This window comes from Kitasatospora sp. NEAU-69 (assembly GCF_057158765.1).
In genome coordinates, this window is the sequence record NZ_JBWXUE010000014.1 from 166,042 (window position 1) to 184,485 (window position 18,444).

Here is an 18,444-nt window from a genome sequence, read left to right on the forward strand (position 1 = left end):
AGTGGTGCTTGACTGGCCAGTAAGGGCATGATTCTGAGCTGTCCGGAGTCTCAGCAGAGGAGAAGACCAGATGTCCGCAGGAACCGCAGGCCCGTCCGGCAGCTCCCGCGCGCCCTACGAGGGCGAGCGTTCGGTCGGGCAGCTGTTCGCCGCGGCCACCGCTGATCTCTCGGCCCTGGTGCACGACGAGATCGCGCTCGCGAAGGCCGAGATCCGACAGGACGTCAAGCGCGGCGTCGCGGGCAGCGTTTCCGGAGTGGTCGCCGGCGTCGTCGCGCTCGCCTCGCTGCCGATGTTCAGCTTCGCTGCGGCGTACCTCGTGCACTACTGGGGCGTTCCGCTCGGCGGCTCGTTCGCGATCGTCGGCGCGGCGTTCATCCTGCTGGCACTCGTGCTCGGCCTGCTGGCCTGGCGGTCCTTCAAGAAGATCGAGCCGCCGCACCGCACCATCGAGGGTGCCCACGCCACCGCTGACGTGCTGAAGAACGCCCGCCCCCGCCCGGCGACCCCCGCAGAGCTCGCCGCCCTGGAGCACTGACGCGGGCAACCGCTACCAGGCGCATACGGTATCCGGCGTAGTCCATACGAGTGCCGGGGCCGTGTTCCCGGCCGGGATGTGAAACGCTCTCGGTATGCCGCTCGACCAGACGCCCGTTCCGCCCGTGACCACCGGCCCGACCAGTGATCCGGTACCGGCCGCAGACAAGCCGGCAACCGGTCTGCCGGGCTACCCCGCCGGGGCCACCCCGGTCAGCGGCCGGGCGATCGGCTGGAACGTGCGCACCGCCGGGCCGTGGACCCACCGCGATCTCGCCGCGAACGGGGCCCGGTTCCACATCGCCGAGCAGGGCGACGGACCGCTGGTCCTGCTGGTGCACGGCTGGCCGCAGTACTGGTGGGCGTGGCGTCATCAGATGGCCGCGCTGGCAGCCGCCGGATTCCGTGCCGTCGCCCTCGACCTGCGCGGCATGGGCGGCAGCGACCGCACCCCGCGCGGCTACGATCCGACCAACCTCGCCCTCGACATCACCGGCGTGATCCGCTCGCTCGGCGAGCACAGCGCCCACCTGGTCGGCCACGACACCGGGGGCGCGCTCTCCTGGGTGGCCGCCGTCATGCGGCCCTCGGTGATCCAGAGCCTGACCGTGGTCTCCGCCGCACACCCCCGCCACCTGCGGCGCGCGCTGCTGCAGGACCGGCGGCAGATGGCCGCCTTCGACCACGTGCTCGGCTTCCAGCGTCCCTGGATACCCGAGCGGCGGCTGGTCGCGGAGGACGCCGCGCAGATCGCGCGCTACCTGTCCGCGTGGACCGGTCCGAACCAGCTGAACGGCGAGGCGGTCGAGAACTACCGCAACGCGATGCGGATCCCCAGCACCGCGCACTGCTCGATCGAACCGTACCGCTGGCTGGTCCGTTCGATGGCCCGCCCGGACGGCATCCAGTTCGCCCGCCGGATGAAGAAGCCGGTGACGGCCCCGACCCTGCACATCCAGGGAGCAGCCGACCCGGTGCTGCTCTCCCGCACCGCGCTGGGGGCCGGCGAGTACGTGGAGGCGCCCTACCGCTGGCGGCTGCTGCCCGGGGTCGGCCACTTCCCGCACGAGGAGGTCCCGGAGGAGCTCAGCGCGGAGCTGGTCACCTGGGTGCGCACGCACAAGCGGTAGCCGCGGGCGGGCCGGGCGAAGGCGAAGGCATCGGGCGAAGGCATCGGGTGAAGGCATCGGGTGAAGGCATCGGGTGAAGGCATCGGGTGAAGGCATCGGGTGAATACAACGTCAACTTGCCTTATATGGCCACATGTTCCTATGAGTGCGGCATAGGCCATTTTGCCCCAGCGAGGGTGGTTACCCATGTGGCCGTACGGGCATCCATCCACCATGACCTGGATGCCCGATCGCTCCGCCGCGCCCCGCGGACGGCGCGTCAGCCGCAGCTCGCAGACCGCCTCGGCCCAGTCCGCCCAGACCTCGCAGCCTCAGTCACCGCCTGCTGCGGTCCCGCTCCCGCCCTGGACGCCCGGCGCCGACCGGCCGCTCGGCGCCGACCCGTCGGCCGTCCGACCCATCGGTCCCACCGGGCCGACCGCCTTCACCCGACCCACCGGACACTCCGCCACCGAGCCACACGCCCTGGGCATCCCGCGCATCCTCGGCCGGCGCGCCCGCTGGGTCGGCGCACGCCTGCGGCGCGAGGCCTGAGCCCCGCGCCGCATTTCCAGCACATCGCACCGCACCGCACCGCATCGCACCGCAGCGGGGCGGCAGACCTCAGCCGAGGGCCCAGCCGCTGCTGACGACCGTCGGCTCCACCGCTGAGAACCAGAGGGCGGCGACGGTGGCCACCGACATGATCGGGACCAGCACCTTGGTCTCCATGTCGTTGCCGCTGCTCTTGATCAGCACGATCTCGTAGCGCTGCTTGTACGGCCAGAGCCACGGCGCGCCCATCTTGGTCAGGCTGTCGCCGAGCAGGTGGGCCAGCGCGCCGAGGGCGACCGCGTACGGCAGCCAGCCCGGTGCGGCGGGCATCCACCTGTCGAGCGCGAAGGTGCCCAGCACCGAGAGGCCGAGCACGCTCAGCCAGGTCGTGTGCCCCTCGCCGGGGACGTGGATCCGCAGTGCCTTGACCGCGAGTGCCAGCAGGAAGAACGTCATTCCGAGCGTGAAAGGACGCCCCAGATAGGTGACCCCGGCCCAGGTGCCGCCACCCACCAGGGCGACGAAGAGGATCGAGTGGGTGGCGTGCCGGTGGCCGCCGGAGATCCAGGCGACGAAGCGGCACAGCGCCTTGGAGAACGGGCCGAGGAAGTTGGCGATCGTCCCGTCATGGTGGTCCAGGTCCGGGAGCAGCGCGGCGCCGGCGCACAGCACGGTGCCGAGCAGGATGTCCGCCGGCTTGAGGTGGACGTGCAGCAGCAGCGGCGGCAGAAACGGCGCCGAGGCCGCGTAGAGCATCGCTCCACTGACCGCGTGCGAGTGACCCATCATGACGTTCGAAGACCTCCCGTTCGGCTCCCGGGCCGGCCCGGTTGAGCCGAATGGGTGAGCGCCGCCGACGCTACCAGGAGGAGCTGACGGAACGCCGGAAACGAAGCCGCCGTCAGATCACAAATCCGATCAAGAAAACCAGGCCCCCGAAACCCGCCCGGAAAGCCGCTCGCAAAGCCGACCGGAAAGCCGACCCGGAAGGCTGCAGCGGGACGTCAGAGCGCGCAGCCCTGGGTGTCCACCCTGCTGCTGGCCGTCACGCCCTGCGTGGCGTCGGGCTTGACCTCCGCCGCGGTCAGCACGTAGCCGGTGTCGGCGCTGTCCAGGGACTTCGCGAAGACGACCCCGTACACCTCGCCGTCGGGGGTGAGCAGCGGGCCACCGCTGTTGCCTTGGCGGACCAGCGAGCGGATCGAGTAGACGTCCCGGACCACCTGGCCGCGGTGGTAGATGTCCGGCCCGTTGGCCTGGATCCGGCCGCGGATCCGGGCGGGCTGGACGTTGAACGCCCCGTTCTCGGGGAACCCGGCGACGATCGCGCTGTCGTTCGTCCGTGCCTCACCGGCGAAGGCCAGCGGGGGTGCGTTCAGCTTCGGCACTTCGAGGATCGCGATGTCGCGCTGCCAGTCGTAGCTGACCACGGTCGCGTCGTAGAGCTGCCCGGCGCCACCGATCTGCACCGTCGGCTCGTCGACGCCGCCGACCACGTGGGCGTTCGTCATCACCCGGTGCGGTGCGAAGACGAAGCCGCTGCCCTCCAGCGTCTTGCCGCAGGAGAGCGCGGTGCCGACCACCTTGACCAGGCTCTGCCGGGCCTTCGCGAGTGCCGGGCTGTCACCGAGCGAGGGGTCGGGCGCCTCCACCTCGGTGATCGGCTCGTGCTCGAAGGGGTTGAAGACCTGGGGGAACCCGTTCTGCGAGAGCACCTTGCTGAAGTCGGAGAACCAGTTCGGCGCGTCGGCCGGCAGTGCCTCCTGCACCCCGCCGAGCACCTTGGAGGTACGGACCTGCTTGGAGACCGTCGGCATCGAGGTGCCCGCCAGCGCCGAGCCGATCAGCCAGGCGACCAGCAGCATCGACAGCACGTTCACCACGGATCCGCCGAAGGCGTCCATGGCCTTCGCCGGACTGCCGCCGATCCGTCCGCGCAGCTTCCAGCCCAGCTGGGTGGTGACCGCCTGCCCGACCGCCGCGAAGACGATCACCACGACCACGGCGACCACCGAGGCGGTGGTACCGGGGCTGAGGTGGCTCAGCAGCAACGGCAGGAGCTCCACGGCGATCAGCCCACCGCCGAGGAAGCCCAGCACAGAGAGGATGCCCACCACGAAACCCTGCCGGTATCCGGACACGGCGAAGCCGATCGCGGCGGCGAGCAGCAGCAGATCCAGCACATTCACCCTGCCACCCTCCCATGGACCCACTTCTGCCCGGCAGCGGACCCGGCAACCCACCCGTTTCGGGAACTTTCCGGCCTCACGCCACCGGCATCGTGATCATGCGCGAGCTGTCCCAGGGCCGCTCCAGTCCGCTGTGGTGCAGCATCCGGTCGATCACACCGGCCGTGAAGCCCCACACCACCCGCCCGGCCACGTCGAAGGCCGGCCCGCTGAACCCCGACGGATGCCGGTACCGCCCGCGGTTCGCCGGATCGACGAGCTCGGCGATCGGCACCCGGAAGACCGCACCGGTCTCGCCGGGGTCCACCGGAGCCACCGGGGTCTCCTCGCGCCACCAGCCGAGCACCGGGGTCACCACGAAGTCGCTGACCGGGATGTAGAGCGCGGGCAGCGTCGCGAAGACCTGCACACCGGTCGGGTCCAGCCCGGTCTCCTCCGCCGCCTCGCGCAGCGCCGCCGCGACCGGGCCGGCCCCGAGCGGGTCACCGTCCACCGAGTCCAGCGTCCCGCCGGGGAACGAGACCTCGCCGGCGTGCGACCGCAGCGCGAGCGACCGGGCCGTCAGCAGCAGGTCCGGCCCCGACTTCCCCTCACCGAAGAGCAGCAGCACCGCGGAGTGCCGGCCGCCCTCGGCCGGCGGCAGGAACCTGCTCAGCTGCTCGGGTCGTACGGTCTCCGCCGCCTCACGCACCGGCAGCAGCCAGTCCGGCAGGCCGTCACGGACGATCGCCGTGGACACCTCGCTCCTGCCCGTCATACGGCTCCCCCCTCCGTCTCGCCGACCGGATCCCCTGCTGCGGCCCGGGCCGCGGCCTCCCCCGGAAAGTCGGCCGGCGGCCGCAGCCGCTGCCCGGGCTGACCACCCATCTCGTACTTCAGCAGCTTCTGTGCCTTCTCCGGATCCGTCTCGCCCTCGCCGTACGACGGGCAGAGCGGCGCGATCGGGCAGGCGCCGCAGGCGGGCTTGCGCGAGTGGCAGATCCGCCGCCCGTGGAAGACCACCCGGTGCGAGAGCATCGTCCACTCCGACTTCGGGAAGATCTCCGCGACCACGGCCTCGACCAGCACCGGGTCCTCCTCCGTCGTCCAGCCGAACCGCCGCGCCAACCGCCCGAAGTGCGTGTCCACGGTGATCCCCGGCACCCCGAAGGCGTTCCCGAGGACCACGTTCGCCGTCTTGCGGCCGACGCCCGGCAACGTGACCAGGTCCTCCAGGCGCCCGGGCACCTCCCCGCCGAAGTCGTCGCGCAGCGCGATGGAGAGGCCGATCAGCGACTTCGCCTTGTTCCGGAAGAAACCGGTCGGCCGGATGATCTCCTCCAACTCCTCCGGTACGGCAGCCGCCATGTCCTCGGGAGTCGGGTACTTCGCGAACAGCGCCGGCGTCGTCTGATTCACCCGCAGGTCCGTCGTCTGCGCCGACAGCACGGTGGCCACCAGCAGCTCGAACGGCGACTCGAAGTCCAACTCCGGGTGCGCATAGGGGTACAGCTCCGCCAGCGCCCGGTTGATCTTCCGCGCCCGCCGCACCATCGCCAGGTGCGACTCCGGCTTCTTCGGCTTCACGACCACCTTCGCCGCCGGCGCGGCCTTACGGACCTTGCTCTCTGCCATGCACGAAGGCTACGCCGCTGAGCCAGGCGTGGGCAGCGGCTCCGGCCGGCGTTCCGATCACAGCTGACCGAAGCCGGTCCTGTCTGTTGCGCACAAAGTCCCGCAAGCAGCGCCTGACTATGGTGCGTCAAGGACAGATCTGCGGACAGAGGGGGCGGAGATGCTCACGGAGGCGTTGGCAGCATTGGCCATGGCCGGTGGCACCGAAGTGGTCAAAGCTGCTGGTACCGACGCGTGGGAGGGCTTCAAATCGGGGGCTGCCAAGATCCTTGGCCGCCGTCATCCCGAGCGCGTACAGGCCGAACTCGAACGGCTGGATCAGACCGCTGCGGCGCTGGAAGCGGCCGGCGGAGACCAGTCCCAGGAGGTCCGGATCCGCCAGGAGTCTTCCTGGCAGACCCGCTTCGAGATGTTCCTGGAGAGTCTCGACGAGACCGAGCTCGCCCAAGTCACTGACGAGCTACGCAAGTTGGTAGAAGAGCAGTCCGCACAGGCAGACACCCGGACGGGCGCGGTCTCCAACAACACGTTCCACGGGGACTCGAACATCCAGGTCGGGAACCACAACACGCAGACGGTCAACTTCGGGCCCAGGAAGTGACCGTCCCCGATGGCGACGGGGACCACGAGGGCGCTCTGGCCGGCGCGACCTTTCTCGAGAACGCGGCAATTCAGATCGGCAACCAGAACGTCCAGCACGTCTCGTTCCTCACGACTCAGCGCCCGCTCGACAAGTTGGCGGATGACCTGGCCGACGAGGTGTACGGCGGGTGGCGGAAGGAGGCCGATCTCCGCCGGCTGGAGACCGACTCCCTGAAGGTCAGGTGGGAGCTGACGACCCGGCAGGTCACCTATCGCGTTGACGGTTCGACCATGGAGGGCGGCCGCGCCCGATTCCCTCCGCTGCCGGGTCTGCAGCCGGTCACCACCGATGAGCTGCGCGCAGGTGGCGGTCTGGGCGAGCTCCACCGGGTGTACGGCGCCCTGGCCTCCGGCCGGTTGCTCCTGATCGGTGGCGAGGCCGTGGGCAAGTCGTCGGCCGCGGTGCTGCTCATGCTCGACGCGCTCCGGTACCGGCAGGAGGCCGACCCACACCGCCGATCCCGGATCCCCGTACCGGTGATGTTCGACCTGCACGGCTGGGATCCCGGAACAGACCTGACCGAATGGGCCGCGAGCCGACTCGCCGGCCAGTACATCCAAGGTCGGGACAGCCTGGAGCGTGCGCGCGAACTGCTCGAAACAGACCGGGTGTCGCTGTTCCTGGACGGCTTCGACGAGGTCAGCGGCAGGCTCCGCGCCGCCATCCTGCCGCAGCTCGAACAGGCGCCCTTCCGACTGGTTCTGGTATCCCGCTCGGACGAAGCGGTCGGCGCGGCGCGACGAAAGCGACTGCCGGGCGCCGCCGCACTGGAGCTCCAGCCGGTGGACCCGGTGGACGCGACCGACTACCTGCTGCAGCGTCTACCCGAGCCGACACCGGCGGACTGGAAGGAGTTGGTCCACCAGCTGTCCAACGCCCCCCGCAGTGCCGTGGCCAAGGCGTTGAAGACGCCGCTGATGATCAGCCTGCTCCGTGAGGTCTACGCGGAGAGTGCCGACCGCAGGGTGAGCGAACTGCTGGACACCAGCCGCTTCCGCACTGCCCGGTCCATCGAGGACCACCTGCTCGACCAGCTGATCGGTTCGGCTTACGCCTCCGACCGACGGCACCGCTCCCGGTACTCCTTCGATGTCGCCCAGCGGACCCTGCGCCACCTGGCCGTCCAGCTCACCCGTGAGGGCGTCAACGAGCTGCGGTGGTGGCACATCCCCAGCTGGACCGACCCGAAGTTCCGAGCGGTCGTGGTCGCGACCGTGGCCGGGGTGTTCGAGGCACTCGCCACCGCCCCGAGCATGTGGGGGACACGCGAGTACGGCCACTGGGGCGCGGTCCGGTACGGCCTGGGCGCCGGAATCATCGCCTGGGTCACCACGTACTTCCTGAGCTCGGCGCGCCGCGGCGTCAAGAAGCTGCCGAGCGCAGGTCGGCATGACATCTTCAACCGGGCCACCATCACCCTGGGGGTCGCGGTTTGGATCGGGCTGGGCGCCGTCCTCGATGTGGAAGACCATGTCGCCGGACTGGGCCTTCCGATCTGGGCCGGCCTCGCCGGTTCGCTCGGCGTCGGGATCGCCGTGATGCTGATGGCCGGCTGCGGGCGCGAGCTGATGGTCGGCAACTACCTCTCCATGGGGTCGGAGAAAGCTCTGCGGGGCTTCCGGCGGCGGTTCAGCCCGTTGGCGGTCATCGCCACTCGATCGGTCAGCCCGCTCCAGGCATGGCGGCATCACACGCATCTGAAACTGGTGCTCGCGTTGCTGGTCGGGCTGGCGACGGCGCTGGTCACGATGGCTCCCGCGATGTGGAGCTACGGGATCTGGCGCGGTCTGCTCACGGGCCTGGGCCCGGGGATGTTCGCCCTGCTGCTGGCCGGGCCGGTGAACAACCTCGCCATCGCCACCTCACTGACCGCCGTTCAGCTCGCCGCCAGCGAGGGCACTCCGGTACGGCTGATGGGGTTCCTGGAGGACGCCAGGCGCCGAAACCTCCTGCGGACGGTGGGCCCGGTGTACCAGTTCCGCCACTCCCGACTGCAGGAGCGGCTGGCTCAGACCGGAGGGCGGTGAGGAAACCGGCTCACGGAAGACGCTTGAGGATCGCGTGCGTGTCGGTGGGCCCGTAGGCCGCCGCGACTCGGAGGAGCCAGGCGACCTCCTCGGCAGGTCCTCGCTCTGCCTGCGTCCAGTCGGCTTCCACCGGGTGCGGCGGGATCGGCAGGCCCGCTCGTCGACTCCGGATCGCGGCACGAAGCCAGGCGGCCTCAAGGTCGGCTGTGGCAGGTACCGGTGCGGGTCCCTGATCGGCGGGCGGGTCGTCAGTGCTGGAGCCGTGCAGTGCGAGAGCGGCATCGCGGATCTCGAAGGCCCGGTGCGCGAGGTCGAGGGTCCGGTCGCCGAGGGTGAAGAGGTCGCGGACTCGACTTGTCGGGGTGCCGAACACCACGTCCGGTACGACGCCGACCAGGTCGGACCACATCGGGTAGAGCCTCCACAGCGCGGCCTGGTCCCTGGCGTAACGGAGCAGGGACTGGCACGGCGGCAGCGAGAGCCCGAGCACGACGAGGAAGACCGTGACGGCGGGCAGCAGCTCCGAGGCCGTGTCGGTGAGCGGCCGGGGCGTACCGGTGCGCGGGTCGATCGGGCAGCTCCCGGTGACCGCCACGAAGACCGCCCGGTACACGGCGTAGACGAAGCCCGTCGCCGCGCCGGCGCCGAGGAACCGCACGCCGGAACGGAGCAGCCCGGGCGGGACCGAATTCCGGTTCGCCCAGAAGACCGTTGCCGCCGCGGCGGCACACGCCCCCTGGAACAGGTAGAAGACTCCCAAGTACGTCTTGACCCACGGGGATCCGTAGTGGGCGTCGATGTCGTACTGCCCGCCGTCGTGCGGAAGGAAGCAGACGAACAACACCGACATGACCACCGCACACGCCACGGCCGCCGCGTACCAGGGCCACGGCCGGGTCCTGGCGATGGTGCCCCGGTCGTCGACGGCCGCCAGGTAGCCCAGGATGCAGCAGAGGCCGGCCAGCCCGGCGAGGTGCTTGGCCAGCAGGGAGGCGTCGGCGAGTCCGGTGCCGGAGACGAGCAGCCGGTCGACGGGACCGAGCCGGGTGCTGTAGCCGACGGCAAACGCGACCATGACGCCCCAGATCGACCGGGAAGAGGGCGCCCGAAGCGCCGATGGCGCCCGCCAGACGACGACCGCCCAGAGCAGCGCCGGGACGAGGATTTCGAAGACGGAACGCACTTACCGGTCCCTCCAGCGGCGGGGGCGAACCGGGCACGAGAGGCTCTCGACCAGGACGGAGGAGACGCCTGCCGCGGCCCGGTCCCGCGCCGCCGTATCGGCCAGCAGCAGGGCGATCATCTCCGCCTCCTGCTCTTCGACCGTGTCGAAGTTTGTGCGCCCCGCGCCGAGGGTCTGGGCGATCAGCTCGGGCGAGAGGTCAGGGAGTTGGTCCGCCAGATCCACGAGGCTGACCGTCCCGGCGTGGTCGCGCAGGACGTGTCCGAGTTCGTGGAACATGATCAGTTCCTGGTGCGCCGGACTGGTGCGCTGCTCGTACATCACGACATCGACGCTGGGGAGCGCGACCCACAAGCCGCACGGCGCGCCGCTGCCCACCGTGGTCATCGGCTCCATCGCGATGGGCCTGCCGCGCCGCTCCTCGAGCAGTGCACGGAACCCCTCGACCGTGAGCGGGGCCGGCAGCACGAGGTCGGCGAGGATGCTCTCACACCGTCGGCGCAGGCCTCGCGGAAGCGGCATGACTGAGGATCTTCCCGGTGAGTAGGTACTGGCAAGACCAGCAGTCTCGTCGGCGGCGCCCAGTATCGCTGACACGGGTGCCGGGAGCCGAAGGCGGGGGTCGGACGGGACGCCAGGCCGGTCGTCACGCAGGCTGTGCGTGTCCGCCCGAGGGCGGACACGCACTCGCTGAACTTCCGTCAGGCGCTGGCACCACCGGGGACGGGTGCCCAGCTGGACCAGGTACCGGCGTCGTAGTCGGCATCGCGGGTGTACACGCCGCCGTCAGCGGCCACCGCGAAGAGGTGGTTGGTGTTGCCGATCGTGGTACTGGCGATGGACTTCAGGTTGGAGCCGTCCATCTTGGTCCAGGTAGACCAAGCACCGGTGGTGTAGTTGCCCTCGTTGTCGTACAAGGCACCATCGGCACCGATGATGCTCAGGTGCACCACACCGTTGGACGCGGACGCGGAAACCGCCTTGGCACCCGAAGCACCACCGGGGACGGGTGCCCAGCTGGACCAGGTACCGGCGTCGTAGTTGGCGTCGCGGGAGTACACACCGCCGTCAGCAGCCACCGCGAAGAGGTGGTTGGTGTTGCCGATCGTGGCGCTGGAGATGCTGACCAGGTTGGAGCTGTCCATCTTCGTCCAGGCCGACCACTGGCCGGTGGTGTAGTTGCCCTCGTTGTCGTACAAGGCACCATCGGCACCGATGATGCTCAGGTGCACCACACCGTTGGACGCGGACGCGGAAACCGCCTTGGCACCCGAAGCACCACCGGGGACGAGCACCCAGTTCGACCAGGTACCCGCCGAGTAGTCCGCGTCCCGCGTGTACACCCCGCCATCAGCGGCCACCGCGAAGACGTGGTCCACGTTGCCGATCGTGGCGCTGGAGATGCTGACCAGGTTGGAGCTGTCCATCTTCGTCCAGGCCGACCACTGGCCGGTGCTGTAGTTGCCGTCGTTGTTGTACTGAGAACCGTCCGAACCGACCAGCTCCAGGTGCACCGTGCTGCCGGTCCCGGCAGCGGTCAGCGCACCACTGCCCGACGTCGACGGCGTGGTGAGGGCGTTGACGATCAGCTGGGCGTCGGCGGCCTGGGGTTGGTAGCGGTCCGGGTAGCTCGACACCTGGACGCCCTGGCAGACGACGCCGATCGCCTGGGTCTGCCAGGAGTTGTTCGGGTACTTGCTGAGCATCGCGCTGAGGAAGGCGTTGGTGGACCAGGTGGGGTCGAGCCGGTTGGCCGTGCTGCCCCAGCTGCTGAGCTGCTGGAACAGGCCGACGCTGGTGTTGTCGATGACGTTCGGGTTGTCGTCGAGGTTCGATTCGACGATGGCGGTCGTGACGGCGATGACCGCGGCCCGGTCCGGAAGGCCTCGGGCCCGGGAGGCGTTGACTATCGCCTGCGCGCAGGAGACGCGGTAGGGAGTCATCGCGTTCTGCATGGTGCCGGTGAGTACCTGGTTCAGATTGGCGGCGATCGTACCGTCCGCGTTGGTGACCGTGCCGCAGGAAGCCATGGGAAGACTGGCGTACGCCGGACTGGTGGCGGAGGTCACCGCGCCGGCCAGGGCAGCGGTGACGACGAGGGCGGAAAACGTGCGCTGGAGGTGCTTGGGCATGGAAGTGGCGTCCTTCGGCGGGTCGTGGGCGGCCTGCGGGCAGCGGATACCCCCGTCGTTCCGGTCGGATCCTCACGAGGGAACGGCGGGGGCTTCGGCGAGGCGGCAGTCGGGAGAGTCGCGGCTACGGCTGCCGCGGTGTCAGGCGCTGGCGCCGCCGGGGACGGGGGTCCAGCTGGACCAGGTGCCGGTGTCGTAGTTGGCGTCGCGGGAGTACACCCCGCCGTCGGCGGCGACCGCGTAGATGTGGTTGGTGTTGCCGGTGACCGCGCTGGTGATCGACTTCAGGTTCGAGCTGTCCATCTTCGTCCAGCTCGACCAGGACCCCACCGAGTAGTTCGCCTCGTTGTCGTACAGCGAGCCGTCCGAACCGATCAGGCTCAGGTGCACCACGCCCGTGGTCGGGGAAGCCGCCGCCGAGATCGCCTTGGCACCGGTCGCGCCGCCCGGCACCGGGGTCCAGTTCGACCAGGTCCCGGTCGAGTAGTTCGCATCCCGGGTGTACACCCCGCCGTCGGCGGCCACGGCGAAGACGTGGTTGGTGTTGCCGGTCGCCGCGCTGGAGATGGAGACCAGGTTCGAGCTGTCCATCTTCGTCCAGGTCGACCAGGTGCCGGCCGAGTAGTCACCGTCGTTGTTGTACATCGCGCCGTCGGCGCCGATGATCTCCAGGTGCACCACGTTGCCGGTCGCACTCGCGGTGACCGCCTTCGCGCCGGCCGCGCCGCCCGGCAGCAGGGTCCAGTTCGACCAGGTACCCGCCGAGTAGTCCGCGTCCCGCGTGTACACCCCGCCGTCCGCCGCCACCGCAAAGATGTGGTCGACACTGCCGATGGTCACGCTCGCCATCGACTTCAGGTTCGAGGAGTCCATCTTCGTCCAGGTCGACCAGGCACCCGACGCGTAGTTGCCGTCGTTGTTGTACTGCGCGCCGTCCGAACCGATCAGCTCCAGGTGCACGGTGCTGCCCGTCGCGGCAGCCGTCAGCCCGCCACTGCCCGTCGTCGTCGGCGAGTTGTCACGGCCACCGATCGGGCTGACGTAGCCGTTGACGTGCTGGCTGCCGTAGTACCCGCTCGCGCTGATCGAACCGCGGGTGACCCGGCCGCCGCCCTGATTGCCGCCGATGGTGCTGACACTGCCGTCCGAGTTGACGGAGGTGACGATGGCGACGTGCGCGGCCCAGCCGGCACCGTTGTAGCCGAACACGGCGGCATCACCGACGTGCGGAATGCTCTGCAGGCCCGCACCGTAGGTGGCGAAGCTTCCGGCCCCCGAGTCGAGGCCGGTGACGTCCACCCCGTCCTGGGCCCACACCCACTTGGCGAAGTCGGCGCACCACTCCTCGTTGGCGCTGTTGTAGTAGCCGGAGCCGCCGGCGCTGTTCACGCTGCTCCCGGAGTTGCCGAGGTTCGCGGAGGCGATGCCCACGATGGTCGTACCGACCGTGGCGGAGGCGGCACCGGCGCCGGCGAGCAGCGCCGTCGAGGTGATGGCGGCAACGGCGAGGGCGGCGTTGACGGTACGGCGGATTCCGCGAGCGGACATGGTGGTGCTCCTCTTTCGGTGGATGAAGTGGGTGCAGTGAATGAAGTGGGTGACGTGGGTGACGTGGCTTGACTCGGTGGAGTCGAAGAGCGCGAAGACGTCGGACCGGCGCGACGAGGTCAACGAGGAGCGCTGCGGCCGGGGGCAGCCCTACGGCCGGAACAGCCTGGTCAGGGGTGGAGGGTGACGGAGTATCCGTCCATCCCGATGCCGCCCGAGGTGAGCGCGGTGGCCAGTAGGTCTCGGGCCTTGGCCCAGGCACCTTCCTCGGTGGCCGCGCGAATGAAGAGAACGACCCCGATCCCGATCCCGGCCCCTACGGGGATGGGACGGACCCGCAGGTGTTCCACAGCGTGTTCAGGTGTCGCATGTGCCCACAGGACGTCTTCGAGGATGTGGATCCGGTCCCCGGCGGGCTCGTCCGTTCCCGTCCCCGTCAGCGTCAAGATGAGGCGGACGGGCAGCACTTGTCTCAGTCCCACCCGATGCCGTTGGCCGACACGGTGCCGGTGACCGGAGCGCCGGCCGTCGCCCGAACACCGTCCCAGCCGATGCCCGCGGGGCTGGACATGGCGACGCTGGTGGCGGCGAGCGGCGTCACCACGCCCGCGAAGGCCGCGGAGAGGAGGGCAAGGGCGAGCAGACGGACGGTCCTGGACATGGCGGTACCCCAACAGTCAGTGAGCAGAGCGGACTTGGTCGACCGGGGCGGGCTGGCTCCGAGCCTTGTGGCCCGGCAGGAGCGCTGCCCCCGCCGCCGTTCCGGTGATCACCATCCTGCTGGCGCCGACCGCCCCCAGGAAGGGCAGCGGAGCATCACCAAGCTGCCTGGCAGGATCAGGACGCAGTGTCCTGGGAGCCATGCTGACGACCGCTCTGCTCGGATCGCGCCGCCGCGTCCTCCTCCAGGGCCTTCAGCCGGTCGGCCAGTGCGACCAGCATGTGCAGGCTGTTGTCGGACAGGCCGGACGCCCGCTGGGCCAGCCCGACGACCTCCGCGTTCCCCAAGGCACCGCGCAGCCCCGCCAGCTTGTCCAGGGCCCGGAACTGCTCGTCCACCGCGGCGGCCTTGGCGTCGTCCAGGAAGTAGCCGGCCCCGGCGCGGATGCCGAACGCCAGGCCCAGCCAGTCCAGCGTCTCGACGGTCGGGTTGGGCGCCTGGCCCTTCTGGTTCGTCGCCTGGTGCAGATTGCGGATGGTGTCCTTGGAGATGACGCCACGTCCGGCGAGCTGGTTGATGCGGTCCGCCAGCTCGCGGTAGCCGGGGGCTCGTCCGTCGGCCCTGGCCGCCTCGCGGGCGATCAGGCCGTCGAGCCGGCTCGCGATCCTGCGGGCGCGGTCGAGCTGCAGGTCGGAGCCCAAGCCCTGGCGCCCCGGTACGTCGCCTGCGTTCACCCTTGCCGCCCACCTCTTATCGCTTGGCGGACCACGATACCGCCAAGGGTGATGGCGATTATAGTAGTCAGCCCTGCCGGCCGGAGTCTCCAGGTCAATCGACCACTGCCACAACCACTTGATCAAGTAGAGGGCAAACCCTATTCTCGGGAGGCGATTAAAATCGCCACGATCGGGGAGTGGATCGATGCTGGACATGCTGGGGCTGGACCGGGTCAGCGAGGCCGTCTATCGGGCCATGCTCGCCGACCCCGAGGGTGGTGTCGCGGATCTCGGTGCACAGTTGGGCCTGCCCGAGACCGCCGTGCGCGAGGCCCTGGACCAGTTGGCGGACCTTCAGTTGCTGCGCACCTCGCTGGACGCGCCGGGCACGCTGCGCCCGGTCAGCCCGGAACTCGGGCTCGAACTGATCCTGAGGCGGCAGGAGGAGGAACTCCTGCGCCGCCAGCGGGAGCTCGAACTCAACCGGGCCGCCGCGGCCCGGGCCATCGCGGAGTACGCCAACCTGCGCCCGGGGGCGCCCACTTCGAGCACCGAGCGGCTGGTCGGACTGGACGCCATCCAGGCGAAACTGGAGATTCTCGCCCGTGAGGTCAGCGAGGAGTGCCTGGCGGTCATGCCCGGCGGCGCACAGTCCCAGAGCAGCCTCGACGCCTCCCGCCCGTTGGACGAGGCGGCGATGAACCGGGGCGTGGCACTCCTGACGCTCTACCAGGACAGCGCCCGCCGCGACTCCGCGACCCTCGGCTACGCGCGCTGGATGACCGGGCGGGGCAGCCAGGTCCGCACCTGCCCGACGCTGCCGCCGCGGATGCTCGTCTTCGACCGCGCGCTGGCCGTCGTCCCCATCGATCCGGCCAACACCAAGGCGGGTGCCCTGTGCACCACCGAACCCGGGATCGTCACCTCGCTGGTCGCCCTCTTCGAGCAGACCTGGGATGCCGCAGTCCCGCTCGGGGCCGACCGGGCCAAGGACGCCGGCACAGGCCTCAACAACGGCGAACAGCAACTGCTGAAACTCCTCGCGGCGGGCCTCACCGACGAGGTGGCAGGCCGGCGACTCGGCATCTCGGTGCGCAGTGTCCGTCGCCAGATGGCAGCACTCATGGAGCAGCTCGACGCGTCCAGCCGCTTCGAGGCCGGCCTCAAGGCAGCACAGCGCGGCTGGCTCGACTGATCAGCCGAACCGGCGGGGTGTGGCACGTATGCTGCGCCACAGCCCTGCTGAGCCGCCGAGCGTGCGCGGCATCCGATCGACCGGGAGACTGCCGTGCCCCTGCCCGAGGAACTGCTCGAGCTGCTGCGTTCGCCGAGCACCTGCTACCTCGCCACCTCGATGGCCGACGGCTCGCCGCAGCTGACTCAGACCTGGGTCGACACCGACGGCGAGCACGTGCTGATCAACAGCGTGCAGACCCACCTGAAGACCAGGAACATCGCGCGCGACCCGCGCGTGGCCGTGGCCGTCTCCGACCCGGGCAACCCCTCGCGCTACTTCCAGGTGCGAGGCCGGGTGCTGCAGGTGACCACCGATGGCGCGGTCGAGCACATCGAGAAGCTGTCGCAGAGGTACCTCGGCAAGCCGTACCCCTGGTACGGCGGCCGCGACCAGGTGCGGGTGATCTTCGTGATCGAGCCCGAGAAGATCAGCAGCATGGGCTGACGGAGCGGGAGTCGGGCGAGTGCCTGCCGGGGCCTAACGCCCCGGCAGGCGCGTGGCGGTGGTGGTGCTGGTGCTGGTGCTGGTGCTGGTGCTGGTGGTGGACGAGAGCACCGGCCAGCCCAGGTCACGGGCCAGCGCGCCGAGGGCCGGGTCGTCGCCGATGACCGACGGGTGTCCCACCGCGCGCAGCATGTCGAGGTCGCTGACGTGGTCCCCGTATCCGGAGCAGTCGCCGGCGGCCAGGCCGAGCTCCTCGATCGTCCGGGCGACGGCGTCGGCCTTCGCCCTGCCGATCATCGGTACGGCCAGCTCGCCGGTGAGCAGCCCGGCTTGGTCCACCTCCGGCTCGGCACAGAGCACCCGGTCCGCGCCGAGGTCCTCGGCGACCGGGTCCAGGCAGGCGTGGAAGGAGCCGGAGACCAGGACGACGGCGTCCCCCGCCGACCGGTGCCGGGTGAGCGCCGCGAGGCCGGCGGCGACGTACGCGTCCGGCCGCTGCCGGTAGCCCGCGTACCAGTCCCGACCGGCCGCGAGCACGTCGGCGGCGCGGGCTCCCCGATAGCGCAGGTAGTAGGCGCGGTTCACGTCCTCCCGGCGTACGCCGGCGGCGGTCATCTCGCGCAGTGCGCCGGCCTCTCGCCGGTACGCGCTGCCGTCGTCCCCGTTGCGCTCCAGCCAGAAGCGGAGGAACTCGAACATGGACTTGGCGGAGATGAGCGTCTCGTCGACGTCGAAGAACGCCGCGGCCCGGTCGGTTCGCGAAGTGGGGATCGCCGCCCGCACGTTCCGAACATCCCCGCGAACGCTCACGGTCCCAATCCCCCATCGAGACGGCGTAGTCGACCCCGGACCCCGATCGAGCTGCGCTCAGGCCGCACTCGCGAGGCGGTGCTTCCCGGCCACTGGAGCCGGCCGGGAAGCACGATAACACCTGAAACCTTGCCGTAGGTATGTTTCGCTCAACCCTTCAGGCGTATACGCAGGTTGCCGTCCCCCCGGGCTTGATCGGTCCTCCCAAGCCATCGTCAGAAGCGCTCTGAGCAGGCACACTTCATGACAACCGGGGCAAAGCACGGCACGCCGACGGTATGTTCCAGGAGCGACAGTGCCGCCGTCGAAAGACACCAGCAGGAGCCGAATCGTGACCACCCACCCCAGCGAGTCCACCCCCGCCGGGCCGCGACCCGACACGCGCCGCCGAGGGCTGAAGCAGCAGCGGGCAGTGCGCACCCAGGACCAGATCCTGCACGCTGCCGCCGAGGTCTTCGCGCAGAAGGGGTTCTCCCACGTCACGCTCCTCGACATCGCCGGCCAGGCGGGCGTGACCAAGGGTGCGCTGTACTTCCACTACACGAACAAGGAAGCCATCGCCGCCGCGGTCTCGGAGGAGTACTTCGCCGGCCTGACCAGACTGGCCGACTCGGTCAGGTGCCTGCCGCTGCCGCCGCTCGCCGCCGCCGCGGAGCTGCTGACCCGGGTGGCGGTCGCGCTGCGCGAGGAGCGGGTGTTCCAGGCAGCGGTCCGACTGCACATGGAGCACTTCCTGCTGGTCGGCGGCCTGCCGACACCGTTCGTCAACTTCACCGCCGTCGTCACGGAGCTGCTGACCCAGGCGCAGGCCCAGGGCCAACTGCCGCCGGGCACGACCCCGGACGAACTGGCCCGGGTGCTCGTCTCCGCCTTCTTCGGCGCGCAGCACATCTCGTGGGTCCTGCACGGCTACGCGGACGTGACGGAGCGAGTGCAGGAGACGCTTGCCGCACTGCTCCCGGGACAGCGCGAGACGCCGACATGAGCCGGGGCACCCGTGACCGGATCCGTCCGCTTCCAGCCCCGATCGGGCCTTCGC

20 protein-coding genes are annotated in these 18,444 nt (G+C 70.1%); 9 read left to right on the forward strand and 11 right to left on the reverse strand.

The window, feature by feature from the left end; all coding sequences use genetic code 11:
• Positions 1–70: 70 nt before the first annotated feature.
• The 3 genes from AC060L_RS18415 to AC060L_RS18425 all read left to right on the forward strand — a co-directional run bounded on the left by AC060L_RS18415 (position 71) and on the right by AC060L_RS18425 (position 2,201).
• Complete coding sequence (locus AC060L_RS18415; RefSeq protein ID WP_483799867.1) at positions 71–538, forward strand: phage holin family protein; 468 nt, start codon at positions 71–73, stop codon at positions 536–538.
• Between the two features lie 94 nt (positions 539–632).
• Positions 633–1,667: an alpha/beta fold hydrolase gene (locus AC060L_RS18420; RefSeq protein WP_483799868.1), complete on the forward strand. Its 1,035-nt coding sequence runs from the start codon at positions 633–635 to the stop codon at positions 1,665–1,667.
• Between the two features lie 222 nt (positions 1,668–1,889).
• Positions 1,890–2,201 carry a hypothetical protein gene (locus AC060L_RS18425; protein WP_483799869.1) on the forward strand — a complete coding sequence of 104 codons (312 nt, stop codon included), beginning with the start codon at positions 1,890–1,892 and terminating at the stop codon, positions 2,199–2,201.
• A gap of 69 nt (positions 2,202–2,270) precedes the next feature.
• On the opposite strand, the gene AC060L_RS18430 is transcribed toward AC060L_RS18425, so the two are convergent.
• The 4 genes from AC060L_RS18430 to nth form a co-directional block, all read right to left on the reverse strand.
• A complete protein-coding gene (locus AC060L_RS18430) occupies positions 2,271–2,990 on the reverse strand; it encodes a metal-dependent hydrolase (protein ID WP_483799870.1) in 720 nt (239 codons plus the stop codon).
• 215 nt (positions 2,991–3,205) lie between these two features.
• Positions 3,206–4,390, reverse strand: a complete 1,185-nt coding sequence (locus AC060L_RS18435; RefSeq protein WP_483799871.1) for a MarP family serine protease — start codon at positions 4,388–4,390, stop codon at positions 3,206–3,208.
• A 76-nt stretch (positions 4,391–4,466) separates the two neighbouring features.
• Positions 4,467–5,147: an NUDIX hydrolase gene (locus tag AC060L_RS18440; protein ID WP_483799872.1), complete on the reverse strand. Its 681-nt coding sequence runs from the start codon at positions 5,145–5,147 to the stop codon at positions 4,467–4,469.
• Positions 5,144–6,004 (reverse strand): endonuclease III, encoded by an 861-nt coding sequence (gene nth / locus AC060L_RS18445; RefSeq protein ID WP_483799873.1) that lies wholly within the window; start codon positions 6,002–6,004, stop codon positions 5,144–5,146. Before nth ends, AC060L_RS18440 begins: the two co-directional genes overlap by 4 nt.
• A gap of 160 nt (positions 6,005–6,164) precedes the next feature.
• Here nth and AC060L_RS18450 point away from each other — a divergent pair, with 160 nt between their 5' ends.
• On the forward strand, positions 6,165–6,605 hold the full coding sequence (locus AC060L_RS18450) for a hypothetical protein (protein WP_483799874.1): 441 nt from the start codon (positions 6,165–6,167) through the stop codon (positions 6,603–6,605).
• Positions 6,602–8,674, forward strand: a complete 2,073-nt coding sequence (locus AC060L_RS18455) for an NACHT domain-containing protein (RefSeq protein WP_483799875.1) — start codon at positions 6,602–6,604, stop codon at positions 8,672–8,674. The genes AC060L_RS18450 and AC060L_RS18455 overlap by 4 nt, the downstream gene beginning before the upstream one ends.
• A gap of 10 nt (positions 8,675–8,684) precedes the next feature.
• On the opposite strand, the gene AC060L_RS18460 is transcribed toward AC060L_RS18455, so the two are convergent.
• The 4 genes from AC060L_RS18460 to AC060L_RS18475 all read right to left on the reverse strand — a co-directional run bounded on the left by AC060L_RS18460 (position 8,685) and on the right by AC060L_RS18475 (position 13,537).
• Positions 8,685–9,857 (reverse strand): MAB_1171c family putative transporter, encoded by a 1,173-nt coding sequence (locus AC060L_RS18460; protein ID WP_483799876.1) that lies wholly within the window; start codon positions 9,855–9,857, stop codon positions 8,685–8,687.
• Complete coding sequence (locus AC060L_RS18465; RefSeq protein WP_483799877.1) at positions 9,858–10,379, reverse strand: hypothetical protein; 522 nt, start codon at positions 10,377–10,379, stop codon at positions 9,858–9,860.
• Between the two features lie 179 nt (positions 10,380–10,558).
• Positions 10,559–11,989: a PLL family lectin gene (locus AC060L_RS18470; RefSeq protein WP_483799878.1), complete on the reverse strand. Its 1,431-nt coding sequence runs from the start codon at positions 11,987–11,989 to the stop codon at positions 10,559–10,561.
• Positions 11,990–12,130: 141 nt separating this feature from the next.
• Positions 12,131–13,537 (reverse strand): CHAP domain-containing protein, encoded by a 1,407-nt coding sequence (locus tag AC060L_RS18475; RefSeq protein WP_483799879.1) that lies wholly within the window; start codon positions 13,535–13,537, stop codon positions 12,131–12,133.
• A 58-nt stretch (positions 13,538–13,595) separates the two neighbouring features.
• Between AC060L_RS18475 and AC060L_RS18480 the strand changes: the two genes are divergently transcribed.
• Positions 13,596–13,724: a hypothetical protein gene (locus AC060L_RS18480; protein WP_483799880.1), complete on the forward strand. Its 129-nt coding sequence runs from the start codon at positions 13,596–13,598 to the stop codon at positions 13,722–13,724.
• 285 nt (positions 13,725–14,009) lie between these two features.
• Here AC060L_RS18480 and AC060L_RS18485 read toward each other — a convergent pair whose 3' ends face one another.
• Positions 14,010–14,198, reverse strand: coding sequence for a hypothetical protein (locus AC060L_RS18485; RefSeq protein ID WP_483799881.1), 189 nt, complete (start codon positions 14,196–14,198; stop codon positions 14,010–14,012).
• A 176-nt stretch (positions 14,199–14,374) separates the two neighbouring features.
• Positions 14,375–14,932, reverse strand: coding sequence for a hypothetical protein (locus tag AC060L_RS18490; protein WP_483799882.1), 558 nt, complete (start codon positions 14,930–14,932; stop codon positions 14,375–14,377).
• Between the two features lie 187 nt (positions 14,933–15,119).
• Here AC060L_RS18490 and AC060L_RS18495 point away from each other — a divergent pair, with 187 nt between their 5' ends.
• Entirely contained in the window at positions 15,120–16,109 is a 990-nt protein-coding gene (locus AC060L_RS18495) for a helix-turn-helix transcriptional regulator (protein WP_483799883.1), read from the forward strand.
• Positions 16,110–16,202: 93 nt separating this feature from the next.
• On the forward strand, positions 16,203–16,595 hold the full coding sequence (locus AC060L_RS18500; RefSeq protein WP_483799884.1) for a PPOX class F420-dependent oxidoreductase: 393 nt from the start codon (positions 16,203–16,205) through the stop codon (positions 16,593–16,595).
• A 33-nt stretch (positions 16,596–16,628) separates the two neighbouring features.
• Here the strand turns inward: AC060L_RS18500 and AC060L_RS18505 are convergent, their stop codons facing one another.
• Positions 16,629–17,405, reverse strand: a complete 777-nt coding sequence (locus AC060L_RS18505) for an HAD family hydrolase (protein WP_483799885.1) — start codon at positions 17,403–17,405, stop codon at positions 16,629–16,631.
• Between the two features lie 331 nt (positions 17,406–17,736).
• On the opposite strand from AC060L_RS18505, the gene AC060L_RS18510 reads away from it, so the two are divergent.
• Positions 17,737–18,390 carry a ScbR family autoregulator-binding transcription factor gene (locus tag AC060L_RS18510; RefSeq protein ID WP_483799886.1) on the forward strand — a complete coding sequence of 218 codons (654 nt, stop codon included), beginning with the start codon at positions 17,737–17,739 and terminating at the stop codon, positions 18,388–18,390.
• The last annotated feature ends 54 nt before the right edge of the window (positions 18,391–18,444 follow it).

What these genes read in the sequence shown, in the direction of transcription:
- AC060L_RS18415 (WP_483799867.1), top strand. Translation starts at nt 71, where the DNA reads ATGTCCGCAGGAACCGCAGGCCCGTCCGGCAGCTCCCGCGCGCCCTAC.
- AC060L_RS18420 (WP_483799868.1), top strand. Translation starts at nt 633, where the DNA reads ATGCCGCTCGACCAGACGCCCGTTCCGCCCGTGACCACCGGCCCGACC.
- AC060L_RS18425 (WP_483799869.1), top strand. Translation starts at nt 1,890, where the DNA reads ATGCCCGATCGCTCCGCCGCGCCCCGCGGACGGCGCGTCAGCCGCAGC.
- AC060L_RS18430 (WP_483799870.1), bottom strand. Translation starts at nt 2,990, where the DNA reads ATGATGGGTCACTCGCACGCGGTCAGTGGAGCGATGCTCTACGCGGCC.
- AC060L_RS18440 (WP_483799872.1), bottom strand. Translation starts at nt 5,147, where the DNA reads ATGACGGGCAGGAGCGAGGTGTCCACGGCGATCGTCCGTGACGGCCTG.
- nth (WP_483799873.1), bottom strand. Translation starts at nt 6,004, where the DNA reads ATGGCAGAGAGCAAGGTCCGTAAGGCCGCGCCGGCGGCGAAGGTGGTC.
- AC060L_RS18450 (WP_483799874.1), top strand. Translation starts at nt 6,165, where the DNA reads ATGCTCACGGAGGCGTTGGCAGCATTGGCCATGGCCGGTGGCACCGAA.
- AC060L_RS18465 (WP_483799877.1), bottom strand. Translation starts at nt 10,379, where the DNA reads ATGCCGCTTCCGCGAGGCCTGCGCCGACGGTGTGAGAGCATCCTCGCC.
- AC060L_RS18470 (WP_483799878.1), bottom strand. Translation starts at nt 11,989, where the DNA reads ATGCCCAAGCACCTCCAGCGCACGTTTTCCGCCCTCGTCGTCACCGCT.
- AC060L_RS18475 (WP_483799879.1), bottom strand. Translation starts at nt 13,537, where the DNA reads ATGTCCGCTCGCGGAATCCGCCGTACCGTCAACGCCGCCCTCGCCGTT.
- AC060L_RS18485 (WP_483799881.1), bottom strand. Translation starts at nt 14,198, where the DNA reads ATGTCCAGGACCGTCCGTCTGCTCGCCCTTGCCCTCCTCTCCGCGGCC.
- AC060L_RS18495 (WP_483799883.1), top strand. Translation starts at nt 15,120, where the DNA reads ATGCTGGACATGCTGGGGCTGGACCGGGTCAGCGAGGCCGTCTATCGG.